The 14647-nt window shown below is 46.6% G+C and carries 14 protein-coding genes and 1 tRNA gene; 4 read left to right on the top strand and 11 right to left on the bottom strand.

What is annotated here, in order from left to right; genetic code table 11:
* Positions 1-25: 25 nt before the first annotated feature.
* The 7 genes from ICE88_RS07130 to ICE88_RS07100 form a co-directional block, all read right to left on the bottom strand.
* A tRNA-Val gene (locus ICE88_RS07130) sits at positions 26-102 on the bottom strand.
* A 28-nt stretch (positions 103-130) separates the two neighbouring features.
* The gene (locus ICE88_RS07125; protein WP_370624436.1) at positions 131-2059 is read right to left on the bottom strand and encodes a bifunctional (p)ppGpp synthetase/guanosine-3',5'-bis(diphosphate) 3'-pyrophosphohydrolase; all 1929 of its coding nucleotides are present in this window, start codon (positions 2057-2059) and stop codon (positions 131-133) included.
* On the bottom strand, positions 2043-3089 hold the full coding sequence (locus ICE88_RS07120) for an alpha/beta fold hydrolase (protein ID WP_255535253.1): 1047 nt from the start codon (positions 3087-3089) through the stop codon (positions 2043-2045). Before ICE88_RS07120 ends, ICE88_RS07125 begins: the two co-directional genes overlap by 17 nt.
* Positions 3089-3859, bottom strand: a complete 771-nt coding sequence (locus tag ICE88_RS07115; protein ID WP_180738126.1) for a 3-hydroxybutyrate dehydrogenase — start codon at positions 3857-3859, stop codon at positions 3089-3091. Before ICE88_RS07115 ends, ICE88_RS07120 begins: the two co-directional genes overlap by 1 nt.
* 85 nt (positions 3860-3944) lie before the next feature.
* Positions 3945-4865, bottom strand: coding sequence for a cation diffusion facilitator family transporter (locus ICE88_RS07110; protein WP_216251068.1), 921 nt, complete (start codon positions 4863-4865; stop codon positions 3945-3947).
* A 2-nt stretch (positions 4866-4867) separates the two neighbouring features.
* Positions 4868-5518 carry a CoA transferase subunit B gene (locus tag ICE88_RS07105; RefSeq protein WP_216251064.1) on the bottom strand — a complete coding sequence of 217 codons (651 nt, stop codon included), beginning with the start codon at positions 5516-5518 and terminating at the stop codon, positions 4868-4870.
* Positions 5519-5529: 11 nt separating this feature from the next.
* The gene (locus tag ICE88_RS07100) at positions 5530-6228 is read right to left on the bottom strand and encodes a CoA transferase subunit A (RefSeq protein WP_215289868.1); all 699 of its coding nucleotides are present in this window, start codon (positions 6226-6228) and stop codon (positions 5530-5532) included.
* 312 nt (positions 6229-6540) lie between these two features.
* Here ICE88_RS07100 and ICE88_RS07095 point away from each other — a divergent pair, with 312 nt between their 5' ends.
* Positions 6541-8214 carry an electron transfer flavoprotein-ubiquinone oxidoreductase gene (locus ICE88_RS07095; protein WP_216251061.1) on the top strand — a complete coding sequence of 558 codons (1674 nt, stop codon included), beginning with the start codon at positions 6541-6543 and terminating at the stop codon, positions 8212-8214.
* 58 nt (positions 8215-8272) lie between these two features.
* On the opposite strand, the gene ICE88_RS07090 is transcribed toward ICE88_RS07095, so the two are convergent.
* From ICE88_RS07090 to ICE88_RS07075, 4 genes are all read right to left on the bottom strand, one after another.
* Positions 8273-9439, bottom strand: coding sequence for an MFS transporter (locus ICE88_RS07090; RefSeq protein ID WP_216251057.1), 1167 nt, complete (start codon positions 9437-9439; stop codon positions 8273-8275).
* A 13-nt stretch (positions 9440-9452) separates the two neighbouring features.
* Positions 9453-10553, bottom strand: a complete 1101-nt coding sequence (aroC, locus tag ICE88_RS07085; protein WP_216251054.1) for a chorismate synthase — start codon at positions 10551-10553, stop codon at positions 9453-9455.
* Positions 10554-10641: 88 nt separating this feature from the next.
* Positions 10642-11103, bottom strand: coding sequence for a CBS domain-containing protein (locus ICE88_RS07080; protein WP_216251051.1), 462 nt, complete (start codon positions 11101-11103; stop codon positions 10642-10644).
* A 104-nt stretch (positions 11104-11207) separates the two neighbouring features.
* A complete protein-coding gene (locus ICE88_RS07075) occupies positions 11208-12059 on the bottom strand; it encodes a YihY family inner membrane protein (protein WP_216251048.1) in 852 nt (283 codons plus the stop codon).
* Between the two features lie 41 nt (positions 12060-12100).
* Here ICE88_RS07075 and wrbA point away from each other — a divergent pair, with 41 nt between their 5' ends.
* The 3 genes from wrbA to ICE88_RS07060 are packed head-to-tail and all read left to right on the top strand — an operon-like array spanning position 12101 to position 14626.
* Positions 12101-12703 carry an NAD(P)H:quinone oxidoreductase gene (wrbA, locus tag ICE88_RS07070; protein ID WP_216251045.1) on the top strand — a complete coding sequence of 201 codons (603 nt, stop codon included), beginning with the start codon at positions 12101-12103 and terminating at the stop codon, positions 12701-12703.
* A complete protein-coding gene (locus tag ICE88_RS07065) occupies positions 12700-13158 on the top strand; it encodes a DUF2069 domain-containing protein (protein ID WP_216251043.1) in 459 nt (152 codons plus the stop codon). Before wrbA ends, ICE88_RS07065 begins: the two co-directional genes overlap by 4 nt.
* Before the next feature lie 40 nt (positions 13159-13198).
* The gene (locus ICE88_RS07060) at positions 13199-14626 is read left to right on the top strand and encodes an FAD-binding oxidoreductase (RefSeq protein ID WP_216251039.1); all 1428 of its coding nucleotides are present in this window, start codon (positions 13199-13201) and stop codon (positions 14624-14626) included.
* The last annotated feature ends 21 nt before the right edge of the window (positions 14627-14647 follow it).

Below are 14647 nucleotides of genomic sequence, written 5' to 3'. Positions count from 1 at the left end.
CCATACTTTACGGTGCCAAATTCGTTGGTAGGCTCGATTGGAATCGAACCAACGACCTCTACCATGTCAAGGTAGCGCTCTAACCAACTGAGCTACGAGCCTATTAAGACCGACAGTTTATCACTTGTGGCTACTTCCTTCTCGCCTCGGTGACACCTTTGACCTCTAAAAGAGCGCTCACAGCGGTTTGTAAACCATTGGTTGAGGGCACTTCAATCGTGAACTGCATGCTGGCAATGCCTTTGCGAGACTGCGTTTTGACGCCTGTGACGTTGATTTTTAGGCGTGAGAACACTTCCGAGATGTCTCGCAACAAGCCCTGGCGATCGACGGCCATCAAAGCCAAGTCCACTGGGAACAATGATTTGCCTTCGGGCTGATTGCCCCACTCAGTGACCACGACTCTCTCTGGTGCTCTGGCTAGGAGTTGCTTGAAAGTGCTGCAGTCTTGTCGATGGATCGATACGCCACGACCTCGGGTCACAAATCCACTGATGGGGTCTGGTGGCACAGGACGGCAACAACGCGATAGTTGCGTGAGCAAAGAATCAACACCCACCACCAAGACATCGCTTTGACCAGATTTGACTTTGCTCTTGCGCAAGATGATGTCGGGCAACTCTGGCTTAACAACTTCAGCAACAATTTCATCTTTATCTGTTTTGTCACCATCTTGTTCAGCTTGTTGCGCCGTGAACCAAGCACGCACTTTTGATTTAGCACGATTGGTGGCGAGGTAGCCTCGCTCAGCATTGAGCCAATCCAAAGAAGGACCGCCTTGTTTGACAGAAATGATTTCAACGGTTTGACCATTTTTTAGTTGCGTGTCCAAAGGCACCATCGCACCATCTACTCTCGAGCCTCTGCAACGGTGCCCCAAGTCCGTGTGAACCGAGTAAGCGAAATCAATCGGTGTGGCACCTTGCTGCAAAGGCACGACCTGACCCAATGGTGTCAGCACATAAATTTGATCATCGAGCTCTTGCCCTTTGAGTTGATCCCAAGCGTCTTCTTTCCAGGCAATCAATTGTCTGGCCCAAGCAATGCGGCGGTCGTATTCTTCTTTGGCACTCACGGTGCCGGCATAACCTTGCTTGCCCGCTTCTTTGTAACGCCAATGCGCAGCAACACCATACTCGGCTTGCTTGTGCATTTCGTGGGTTCTGACCTGCACTTCAAATGAAATGTTGTCTGCGTCCATCACCACGGTGTGCAGTGATTGATAACCGTTGGGTTTTGGTCTGGCAATGTAGTCGTCGAATTCTTTTGGGATGGGTTGCCAGATGTGATGCACGATGCCCAAGGCAGCGTAGCAATCTTTTACATCATCGACCATGATACGAAATGCGCGCACATCGTAAAGCTGAGCAAAGTCGATGGATTTGCCCTGCATTTTTTTCCAAATGCTGTAAATGTGTTTTGGTCGACCCTGCACTTCACCTTTGATACCAGCTTGATTCAATTCTGCTTGCAAGCGATTCATGACATCGGCAATGAATGCTTCACGCTCAACGCGTTTTGAATCCAACAAACTGGCGATCTGTTTGTAGGTGTCTGGAGCCAAGCATCGAAATGCTAAATCTTCCATCTCCCACTTCAATTGCCAAATACCCAAACGATTGGCTAAAGCTGCATCGACATCCAAGATGTCTTGCGCCCAAGATGTTGGTGTTTCGATTCTTTGGGAGGTGACCCAACGCAAAGTTTGAACCACTGATGCCAAATGCAATAGCACCACGCGCAAGTCATGAGCAAATGCCAAAAGCATTTTTCTTAAAACTTCTACTTGAGCTTGCGCACTTTGACCAAGTTGATTGGATGACTGTCGGGCAATTTTTAATTGCGCCGCTTTCAGCGCGCGATAGCCCATGATCAATTGAGCAACTTCTTGCCCCAATTGTTTTTCTAGAGATTCTTTAGAGAGTGTTGAGTCAAGATGCTCAGCAGCCAAGCAACTGGCTTCATCTAACTTTAAGAAGAGCAGGATCTCCTTCACGCCCATGGCATGGGCATGAAGGTCTTCTCCAAACAATAAATCGGTCTTAACTATAGAACTCACGTGCTAAGGATACCTGTTCTGGCGTGATGAATGCCGGAGCATGTCCCACCCCAAGAATTTCGGTGCTTTTTGCTTTGGGGTTACGACGACACATCTCATTCACTGTGAGCCCTGAAATCAAATCAGATTCAGCACCACGCACAATCAGCATCTCAGCATTGATCGCATCATAGGCTTTCCAGGTCATCATTTCACCCATCATGGAAGTCATCTTATTAACTGCTGAAAATGGTTTGACGATGTCCGGGTCGTAATGCACGATCCACTGATCACCATCTTTTTTCAAATGAGGACCGTTGTAGTCTTTCCACTGTTCTGGCGTGAAAGTTCCAAAAGGTTCACAAATGCGATTGAGATAAATCAAGCCTTCTTTTTTGCTGTTAAAGCGCAAAGGTTTGCCAACATAATCACCCAAACGTTTGAGCGCTGTTGGTTCAATTCTTGGGCCAACATCATTGAGAATCATTTTTCTAATCGGTGAGTTTTTCTGACTCGCCATGAAGATGCCAATCAAACCACCCATCGATGTGCCAAACCAATCAACTTCATGCAAACCTAACTGTGCAAGAAGCGCATTCATATCAGTCACATATTGTGGAATGCCATACAGCATCGGATTTTCTAACCAATCAGAATCACCTCGACCCACGATGTCTGGGCAGATCACTCTGTAACGATCGCGCATCGCTTTGGCCAAAACTGTGAAGTCACTACCGCGGCGAGTTAGACCGTGCACACAAATTAAGACACGTGGATTATTAGGATCACCCCACTCGTGATACGCCATCTTATGAAAACCCGATGGGCTGGCGCATTGCACATAGTTCGTTCTACATTCTGGATCGGGAAGATCAGGAACATCCTCAACTGGGATGGGGTAATCAATGACAGGTGTTATTAATTCATTCTTTACTTCGTTATTTGCTTCACTAGCTGGCGCTTGCGATACGCCCACAGAGCTTGTGAGTTCTATCTCATAAGAGCTCTGTGGTTTCTTTCCGAAGAGTCGTTGAAGTAAGCGCTTGAGCATTACTGGGCTACCCAGCCTCCATCCATATTCCAAGCAACACCACGTATTTGAGTAGCCGCTGGACTACAGAAGAACACTGCCAAAGCTGCTAATTGATCAGGTGTGACGAATTCGCCAGAAGGTTGCTTTTCTGAAAGCAAACGTTTCTTGGCTTCTTCATTATTCACTTTGTCTTTTTCAGCGCGGGCATCCACTTGTTTTTGGACCAATGGCGTTAATACCCAACCTGGGCAAATCGCATTACAAGTCACACCGGTTTGCGCTGTTTCTAAAGCTGTCACTTTTGTTAAACCAACGATGCCGTGCTTGGCTGCAACATACGCTGACTTCTGCGCAGAGGCCACTAAGCCGTGTACAGATGCCAAGTTGATGATGCGGCCCCAATTGCGTTGCTTCATGCCAGGCAATGCCATGCGTGTGGTGTGAAACGCTGAAGACAAGTTGATCGCAATGATGGCGTCCCAACGATCAACCGGGAAGTCTTCCACATTGGCCACATGCTGAATACCTGCGTTGTTCACCAAAATATCAACAGCACCAAAACGCTTTTCAGCGGCTTGCATCATCGCTTCGATTTCTGCAGGCTTGCTCATGTCAGCACCGTGGTAATCCACTTCAACACCAAAGGCTTTGACTTCAGCCATCGCTGCGTCTTTTTCTCCAAAGCCGTTCATCATGATATTGGCACCCTGCTCTGCCAATGCTTTAGCAATGCCCAAACCAATACCACTGGTTGAACCAGTCACCAATGCTGTTTTACCTTTCAACATACTCATATCCAATCGCTCCGAAATATTTAATGATTTATTTATTAATTTAGCTTAATCACTTAGCTTGTTAAGTTCGCTTGCTAACTTAACTAGGCATCTCAGGTTGCAAAGTGACATGATCAATCTCATGTTTCTCTAGCAACATCTTATTAATTTTTTCCATGGTGATTGGCCAATCTTGCAAATCACGCACTTCGACATGACCAATCAAAGCAGGATGTCCTGGTGACATCTCCCAGACATGCAAGTCATGCACAGCCAAAACACCATCAACTGCTTGTAAATCTTTACCCACTTGAACGTAGTCAATGTGATGAGGCACACCCTCCATCAAGAAGTGATATGACTCTTTTAATACATTGATGGTTGAACGAATCAATAAGACACAGACAAACAATGACAAGATTGGGTCAATCTGCATCCAGCCTGTGAAATGAATCACCACACCTGCAATCAATGCTGCCAATGAACCCAAGAGGTCACCCATCACATGAACCAAGGCTGCTTTGGTATTAACACTTTTCTTATCTTTAGACAAAATCCAAGCGACGATCAAGTTGATCACCAAACCAATCACGGCCACCACCATCACAGCCTGACCTTGCACTTGATGTGGATCATTGAAGCGTGAGATCGCTTCAAGAGCAATCCAAATGATCAAGACCAACATTGCCAAGCAATTAACAAAAGCTGCCAAAGACTCTGCTCGACCAAAACCAAATGAATTTTTGATTGAAGGTGGTCGCTTAGCAATGATTTGCGCCAATAAAGCCAAAGCCAAAGCTGATGCATCTGTGACCATGTGGCCAGCATCAGAGATCAAGGCCAATGAGTTGGCCCAAAAACCAGCAAATGCTTCAATACCGGCAAAGAGGAAAGTTAGCAGCAAGGCTGCTAACAGAATGCCGACTTGATGAGACTCGCGGTAATGAAGATGCTGAGCATCGCCTCTCTTGTGTGCATGCAAATGAGTGGCATGCTGAGTTGCTTGCTTAGCATCTTTCATATTTAGACAGCGCTGGTATCTAAAGGACAACCAGTTTTAGCAATCACCTCTTCTTTGCTCACACCAGGTGCAAGCTCAAGTAGTTTCATGCCTTGAGGTGTGACATCTAAAACAGCTAAATCAGTGATGATGCGATTGACCACACCCACACCTGTTAATGGCAAGGTGCAGCTTGGCAAAATCTTGATGTCTTCTGTGCCGTCTTTTTTCTTGGCAACGTGTTCCATCAAGACCACCACGTGTTTCACGCCCGCAACCAAGTCCATTGCACCGCCCATGCCTTTGACCATCTTGCCTGGGATCATCCAGTTGGCCAAGTCGCCTTTTTCGCTGACTTGCATCGCGCCCAAAATGGCAATATTGATTTTTCCGCCGCGAATCATGCCAAATGAATCAGCTGAAGAAAAAATCGCAGAGCCAGGTAATGTGGTGATGGTTTGTTTACCCGCATTGATCAAGTCTGCATCGACTTGATCTTCTGTTGGGAATGGACCAATGCCCAACAAACCGTTTTCTGATTGAAGCCAAACTTCAATTTCTTTTGGTACGTGGTTCGCTACCAAGGTTGGCAAGCCAATGCCCAAGTTAACGTAGTAACCATCTTTTAATTCTTTGGCTGCACGTGCAGCCATTTCATCACGATTCCATGCCATGATCTTGCTCCTTAAGCCTTGCTAACAGTGCGCTGTTCGATGCGCTTTTCTGGATTTTTGTTTAACACGATGCGATGCACATAAATACTTGGTGTATGAACATCAGCAGGCTCAAATGCGCCGTTCTCAACGATCTCTTCGACTTCAACCACCGTGATCTTGCCGGCCATCGCGCACATTGGATTGAAGTTACGCGCTGTGTGGCGGTAGATCAAGTTGCCAGCTTTGTCAGCTTTCCAAGCTTTGACCAAAGCAATGTCTGCCACCAAAGAGCGTTCCATCACATATTTTTCACCATCGAATTCGCGGATCTCTTTACCATCGGCCACGATCGTGCCTACACCAGTCTTAGTAAAGAAAGCAGGAATGCCACAACCACCGGCGCGAAGTTTTTCTGCCAAGGTACCTTGTGGTGTGAACTCAAGTTCTAATTCACCTGCCAAGTATTGACGCTCAAACTCTTTGTTTTCACCCACATAAGATGAAATCATTTTTTTAATTTGGCGAGTTTCTAGTAGTTGACCCAAACCAAAGCCATCCACACCAGCGTTGTTAGAGATGGCTGTTAAATTGGTTGCCCCTGTATCGCGCAATGCAGCGATCAATGCCTCAGGAATGCCACACAAACCAAAACCACCCACTGCAAAAGTTTGGCCATTTTTGACAATGTCTGCCAAAGCCTCTTTTGCAGAACCGTAAACCTTATTCATGAAAAACTCCCATTTGATTCAAAGATAGCTGGTTTTAGTTTCTAAAACCCATTGTTTTGCTGACTATTCATTAAGCAAACAATATGCCAAACCCCTATTTATATACCATTCTATTGACGTTACCTTGACAGAATTGACCCAAGAGCGATCTAAATGCCCTAAGCCCTTGTAATATATGCACTAAAGGGGGTGCTAGTATCTGTTTTGTATCCTGTTTTGCAGCCTATGTAAGTATGATTTGAGATTGAACTTAAAATCATGACTGTTAAATCATTGATTCAGTGAGTCAGAAGAACTCATTTTGGAGATTGCATGAATACCAGCCCTGAGCTACTTGAACAATTTGGCCCGCGTGAATCCATGGACTATGACGTTGTCATCGTCGGTGGTGGCCCTGCTGGTTTATCAGCCGCCATTCGCTTAAAGCAATTGAGCACCGAAAAAGGTCAAGAGATCTCTGTCTGTGTTTTAGAAAAAGGCTCTGAAGTTGGCGCACATATCTTATCAGGCGCCGTGATGGACCCAATTGGCATCAATGAGTTGATCCCTGACTGGAAAAAACAAGGTGCGCCATTGAATACTGCAGTGAGTGAAGATCGTTTCATGTTCCTCACTGAGAGCAAGTCATACACCACCCCTCAATGGATGTTGCCTAACTGTTTTAAAAATCACGGCAACTATGTGGTGAGTTTGTCGAACTTCACTCGTTGGTTGGGTACTCAAGCTGAGAACCTTGGCGTGGAAATTTTCCCAGGCTTTCCAGCAGCAGAAATTTTGTACGGTGAAGCAGGTCAAGTGGTCGGTGTGGCCACGGGTAATTTAGGCGTTGGTCGTGATGGCCAAGCCACTGAGAATTTTCAGCTCGGTATGGAGTTGCGCGCCAAGTACACATTGTTTGCTGAAGGTGCGCGTGGTCACTTAGGCAAACAATTGATCGAGAGCTATCAATTAGACGAAGGCAAAGATCCGCAGAGTTACGGTCTTGGCATCAAAGAGCTATGGGAAATCGATCCAGCCATGCATCAAGAAGGCTTGGTGATCCACACAGCAGGCTGGCCACTCAGTTCTGACACTTATGGTGGTTCGTTTTTATATCACCTAGAAAATAATCAAGTAGCGGTCGGCTTCGTGGTGGGCTTGTCGTATAGCAACCCTTACCTCAGTCCTTTTGAAGAGTTTCAGCGTTACAAAACTCATCCAAGCGTGCGCAAGTTCTTCGAAGGCGGCAAGCGCATTGGTTATGGTGCACGTGTGATCACAGCCGGTGGCTTGAACAGTTTGCCAAAGACAGTGTTCCCTGGTGGCGCTTTGATTGGTTGCGATGCAGGCTTTTTAAATGCGTCTCGCATCAAGGGCAGTCATGCAGCAATCAAGACCGGCATGATGGCCGCTGAAGCTGCGTTTGAAGCCGTCACACACAATCGCTCTGGTGATGAGTTGAGCGCTTACCCAGAAGCTTTCAAGAAGAGCTGGTTGTATCAAGAATTGAACAAAGCTCGCAACTTCAAACCATGGATGGGCAAAGGTTTGTATGTGGGCACCTTGATGGTGGGCATTGAACAAAAGTTATTCGGTGGCAATGTGCCATGGACAGTTCACACACAGTACGCTGATCACGAGTATTTAAAACCAGCTGATCAGTGTCAAAAAATTGACTATCCAAAACCTGATGGAAAAATTACTTTTGATAAATTATCTTCAGTGTTTATTTCCAATACGAACCATGAAGAAAATCAGCCAGCGCATTTAACGCTGCTTAATTCAATGGTGCCAGTCATCACCAACTTACCTGTGTTTGATGGTCCAGAGCAACGCTACTGCCCTGCTGGTGTTTATGAATACGTGGATGGTGAACAAGGTCAGCAATTACAAATCAATGCGCAGAACTGCGTTCATTGCAAAACCTGTGACATCAAAGACCCAACGCAAAACATTGTTTGGTTAAATCCTGAAGGTTCTGGCGGCCCGAATTATTCTGGCATGTGATGCAGTTGTTTTAGGTGATTTTTGAGTTGTTTCTTGCGCTGTTTCTTTAGTTATTTCTTCAGTTCTTAATCACCGCAGCATCATGGTGTGGCTTCACGCGACTCATGCACAAGTATCCGAATAAACTGCTGAGCGCTGCCAAACCAAAGACGTGGTGTGGAGCGAGGTATTCCCAAACCCAACCAGCGAACAAACCGCCCACTGTGCCACCAATGCCATACGAGACGGTGGTGTAAAGCGCCTGCCCTCTGGCTTGCAATGGTCCCTTGAACCAGGTTTGCAACATCTTGATGCTGGCACTGTGGTGAGCACCAAAGGTGGCTGCGTGCATCACTTGAGCCAAAATCAAAATCAATAATTCAGGAACGTAAGCCATCAAAGCAAAGCGGACGACCCCGATGAAATACGCGCCGAGCAAAATGTTCTTTGTGGTGAATCTGGCAAAAAAGTAACTTTGAAAGTAAAAAAATATCACTTCAGCTAAAACACCCAACATCCAAAACAATCCTATCTCACCTTTGCTGTAACCCAAACGATCAAGATACAAAGAGTAGAAGACATAGAGTCCGGCATGGCCAAAGATCATCCAAAAATTGGCAGACATGAACCACTGCACATTGCGGTTTTTAAGCACATGACTTAACTTGATGTCAGCGTGCATGACCACATCCATCGGTGGTTCACGCAAGGTCAAGGTCAAAGCAGTCATGATCAACAATGCCACGATGCCAAACCAAGGCAAGCTATCAATGCCAAAAGTTTCAAACCAGGCACCGGCGCCCAACACCATGGCAATAAAACCAATCGAGCCCCAGAGTCTTAAGCGCCCATAGCGTTTATCAAAGTCATTGTTTTTATACAGAGCATGAACCGTGGCTGCCTCGCCCAAAGGCATCAGACTGCTGATCACGGTGTTCAATAAGAACATCCAGATGAGTAAAGCGATGTAACTCTCCAGATAAAAAATACCAGAGAAAATAATGCAGGCCAATGCGGATGTGATGCGCATGATGCCCAAGCGATCGCGGCGCATATCGGCCAACCAACCCCAGGCAAAAGGACCTAAGATGCGCGTGATCTGGAACATCGACATCAAGGCGGCGATTTCAATCGCGCCGAAGTCTTTACTCGCAAAGTAAAGACTGGCATAGGGCGACATCAGCCCAATGTATGAAAAGTAAAAAAAGAAAAAGGCTGCGAAAGACAGTCGTACCAGACCAGTCATTGCAGCACTCTATTTAGGGACGTTGTGCTGGAATGCGTGGCGTACTGACACTGACATCACCGCACTGTGCGCGATGTCTTAAGACATGATCCATGATCACCAAAGCCAACATGGCTTCAGCAATTGGAGTGGCGCGTATACCCACGCAAGGATCGTGACGACCTTTGGTTTGCACCACAGACACATCGCCAGCACGATTGATCGATTGTTTTGGTGACATGATCGATGAAGTTGGTTTGATCGCAATCGATACCACCACATCTTGGCCACTGCTGATACCACCCAACATACCGCCGGCGTTATTGCTTGCAAAACCATCTGCAAACATTTCATCGCCATGCTCACTGCCTTTTTGGGCAACGCTCTTAAAGCCTGCGCCAATCTCAACACCTTTGACCGCATTGATGCCCATCATTGCGTGCGCAATGTCTGCATCTAATTTGTCAAAAATAGGTTCGCCCAAACCAACCGGCACATTCTTAGCCACCACTGTTAAGCGTGCACCACAAGAATCCCCTGCTTTGCGCAGTTGATCCATGTACGCTTCTAGTTCAGGAATGATCTTGGCATTAGGTGCAAAGAATGGATTTTGAGAAATCTGTGATTGATCTTCAAACGGAATCTCCACATCACCCAGTTGAGTCATGTAGCCATAAAAACTGATGCCGTGTTTTTCTGCCAACCATTTTTTAGCTACCGCAGCTGCAGCCACAACAGGCGCAGTTAAACGCGCAGAAGAACGACCGCCACCGCGTGGGTCACGAATGCCGTACTTGTGCCAATAGGTGTAGTCAGCGTGTCCTGGTCTAAAACTATCCAAGATGTCGCCATAGTCTTGACTGCGTTGATCCGTATTACGAATCACCAAAGCAATCGGAGTACCGGTTGTTTTACCTTCAAACACACCTGAAAGAATTTCTACTTGGTCAGCTTCTTGACGTTGCGTGACGTGGCGTGAGGTGCCAGGTTTGCGTCGATCCAAGTCCAGCTGAATGTCTTCAACTGATAAAGACATGCCCGGAGGACAGCCGTCTACAACAGCTCCGATTGCGGGTCCATGAGATTCACCAAAAGTGGTGATACGAAATAAGTGTCCTAGTGTGCTTCCAGCCATGCCTCAATTATGACATTGGTCTGGCAATGAAGCTTGATTTGCCATTCTTATTTTTTGTTATTTTTGTAATTCTTGGCAAAGAATGGCTTTACTTGGCCGGAGTACCTGACTCTTCGGCGGCTGGCCAATCACGGATATAGGCTTTGAGCATGGTGTTTTCAAAACCTTGCGCTTCCACCACTGCCTTAGCAACGTCGTAGAAAGAGATCACACCGTTCAAAGTGCTGCCATCCAATACCGGTAAGTAGCGCATGTGTTGATCTAGCATGATGCGACGCGCTTCATCCAAGTCCATTTCTGAAGTGCAAGTCATGGGAGATTTTTCCATCACAGAGCCAACAGTCTCTTGATTCAAGGCACCATGATTCTTAGCCAAAGCATTGATCACTTCACGGAAGGTCAAAATACCTACCAAGTCTGAATATTTCATGACCACCAAAGAACCGATGTCTTTTTCTGCCATGATGTGCACGGCGGCTGCAAGCGAAGTATCTGGAGCAACGGTATAAAGAGTAGCGCCTTTAAAACGCAAAATATCACTGACCTTCATGCTTGCCTCCTTTTTTTGGTGTCTTATAGGCTCAGTCTATCAGTAGGTTTTAAGACTCGCCAGCCCTGCCATATAGGGGCTTACCCCAGCTATGGCTTTTCTTTTCAGGCCTCTTGGCTTTTAGGGGCCTTCCATGCCCTGATGATGGGCATGTTGGCCACCATGGTGGCGCCCGCCAAAGTGACCCACCAGGTCAAGTAAATCCAGACTAAGAACAAAGGCAGGATGGCAAATGCGCCATAGACAGTTTTATAGATTGGGTAGCTGGCCACAAACCAAGCAAAGGCAGATTTGGCCAATTCAAAAATGATGGCGGCACAGGCGCCACCCAAGATGGCGTCGCGCCACTCTACTCGCTCATACGGCAGTATTTTGTAGACCAAGCTGAAGGACAAGGTCGAGAGCAATATTGGGAAAGCCCCTGCCACAAAGTTAAAGCCATCACTCAAAGGACCAATCAAGCCCTTTGAGGCGCTCAAGACCATCGAGCTCAAGTAAATACTCAAACCCAATAAAAGTGGTCCCATGACAGTGGCCACCATATGAATGCCAATCCGCTTTAAGAATGGTCGAGGATTCTGAACTTGCCAAATGCGGTTGAAGGCATTTTCAACTGTGATCAATGTGAAAAATACGCCAATCACCAAACCAACCGTACCAAAGATGGTCAAGCCTTTTGCCTTGAGGGCAAATTGGTTCAAATAAACCAAGATAGGGTCACCAATCGCTCCAGGAATCAGATTGTCTGAGAGCCATTCTTGGAAGGCTGCCCGCAGCTTAAGAAAACGGGGTAAGGCCGCCAAGAGGGCGAATGAAACCGTTACCATAGGCACAATCGACAAGATGGTCGTGAAAGACAGGCTGGCTGCCATTTCATTGATACGACTTACCTTGGCGCGATTACGCAGGTATTTAAAAAAATCGAGAAAAGAGTCTTTATGACGAATTGCTTCCACGGCTCTATCATAAGCAAGATACATCAACGAGTACACATTCTATGAATTCTGAAATTAATGTTTTGGTTCTTTATTACTCTCGACATGGCGCTACGCGCCAGTTGGCAGAACTGATTGCTGAAGGTGTTGAAAGCGTTCCAGGCGTGTCAGCACGCTTGCGCACCGTGCCAGCTATTTCAGCTGTTTGCGAAGCAACTGAATCTGATATTCCAGCATCAGGTCCTCCTTATGTTGAAAACAAAGACCTTCAAGAATGTGCTGGTTTGGCCTTGGGATCACCCACTCGTTTTGGCAACATGGCATCAGCCATGAAATACTTTTTAGATAACACCACCTCTGAGTGGTTGTCTGGTTCTTTGGTTGGTAAACCTGCGTGTGTCTTTACCAGCACCGGCAGCATGCATGGCGGTCAAGAAAGCACCCTGCTATCAATGATGATTCCATTGATGCATCACGGGATGGTGATCGTGGGTCTACCGTACAGTCATCCTGAATTGATGAACACCCAAACCGGTGGCACACCCTATGGTGTGACACATTTTGCAAAAGCCGATGGCTCAGCACCGATTTCTGCTGATGAGAAAAAATTGGCGATTGCACAAGGCAAACGTTTGGCTGAAATGGCCAGAAAATTATCAGCATGAGCGATTCAATTCAGTCCCATCCAGAATTAGCTCCCAAAGACCACTGGCGTTTGATCGCCTGGTTCTCTTGGTTTGCACTGATCGTGTTGTGCATTTTGTGGGAAGCTGTTTTGGCGCCCATCAAACCAGGTGGCTCATGGGCAGTGATCAAAGTGGTGCCGATGTTCTTTGCATTGAAAGGTATTTGGCAGGCTCGCAACTACACCATGCAGTGGGCATCGATGTTGGTGATGCTGTATTTCATTGAAGGTGTGGTGCGCTTTAATGACAAGGGCTTATCTGCCTACTTGGCTGGTTTAGAAATTGTTTTAAGCTTGGTGGCATATTTCGCAATACTGGCTTATTTGAAGCCTTTGAAAAAAGTAGCGAAAATGAAAAAAGCTCAAGAAGAATTAGCAGCAAAAGAATTGGCAGTTAAGAAATTAGAAGCAGAGAAGCAAGAAGAAAAGATCTAAAGAAGTAAATAAAAATATTAGAAATACTGAGGAAGACAAAATGTCATTGAATGATCAAGAATTGATTGCTGGCTTTGAAAAGATCATTGGCAAAGCCCAAGTGATCACAGCACCTGATGATTTAGAGCCCTACTTGGTTGATTGGCGTAAGCGCTACCGTGGTCAAGCGATTGCTGCTCTACGCCCCGGTAATACTCAAGAAGTGTCAGAGATTGTGAAGCTCTGTGCTGCCAATCGCATCGCGATTGTTCCGCAAGGTGGCAACACCGGCATGTGCGGTGGCGCCACCCCTAACAGCACTGGTCGACAAGTGGTGATCTCTTTGAACCGCATGAACCAAGTGCGCGCGATTGATACATCCAATCAAACCATCACAGTTGAAGCTGGGATGATTTTGCAGTCTTTACAAGAAGCCGCTACAGCAGCCGATCGTTACTTTCCATTGAGCTTAGGTGCTGAAGGCAGCTGCACGATTGGTGGCAATTTATCAACCAATGCAGGCGGCACTTCAGTGTTGCGTTATGGCAATGCACGCGAGCTTTGCTTGGGTCTTGAAGTCGTGATGCCCAATGGCGAAATTTTGAATAGCTTGCGTGGTTTGCGCAAAGACAATACCGGCTACGATTTACGTGACTTGTTCATTGGCGCTGAAGGTAGCTTAGGCCTTATCACCGCAGCAGTGATGAAGTTGTTCCCACGCCCAGTGGCTAACTGGACTGCCTTGGTTGCGGTTCCGCATGCAGATGCTGCCGTTGAGTTATTGAATCGTTTTCAAGCAGGTGCTTCAGCACAGCTCACTGGTTTTGAAATGATGTCTGATGAAAGTTTGGCATTGTTAAAACACTACTACCCTGCTCTTGCCAGTCCTTTGAGCGGCCCGAATGCTTATGAAGTGTTAGTAGAAATTTCTGATTACGAGAGCGAAGAGCACGCCATGCAGTTGATGGAGTCGATCTTGGAAGGCGCCCTTGAATCTGGTTGCGCGAGTGATGCAGCGATTGCTAGCAATCTTGCTCAAGCCAGAAAATTTTGGGACATGCGTGAGCACGTGCCCTTGGCTCAAGCGGATGATGGTCCGAACATCAAACATGATGTGTCTTTGCCGATTTCAGCGATTCCGAGCTTCATCACCACCTGCAATGACATGTTGCGCACCAAGTATCCAGGCGTGCGCGTGATCAACTATGGTCACTTGGGTGATGGTAATTTGCACTACAACATCGCAGGTCCAAGTTCAGCACAAACTGAAGAATTCTTCACCAGCAAATCCAAAGAGATTCAAGCTTTGGTCTATGCCGAAGTTGAAAAGCTCAATGGTTCTATCTCAGCAGAGCATGGAGTGGGTCAACAAAAAGTGGGGTACTTAAAAGGCCATCGCGGTGAAGTGGCCTTGGGTGTGATGCAAGCCATCAAGCATGCTTTAGATCCACACAACTTGATGAATCCTGGTAAGGTGATTGCTTCTTGATTAATTAAGTATTGCAATAAA

The organism is Polynucleobacter sp. AM-26B4, assembly GCF_018882285.1.
Taxonomy (GTDB): domain Bacteria; phylum Pseudomonadota; class Gammaproteobacteria; order Burkholderiales; family Burkholderiaceae; genus Polynucleobacter.
This window is presented reverse-complemented; position numbering and strand designations above follow the sequence as displayed.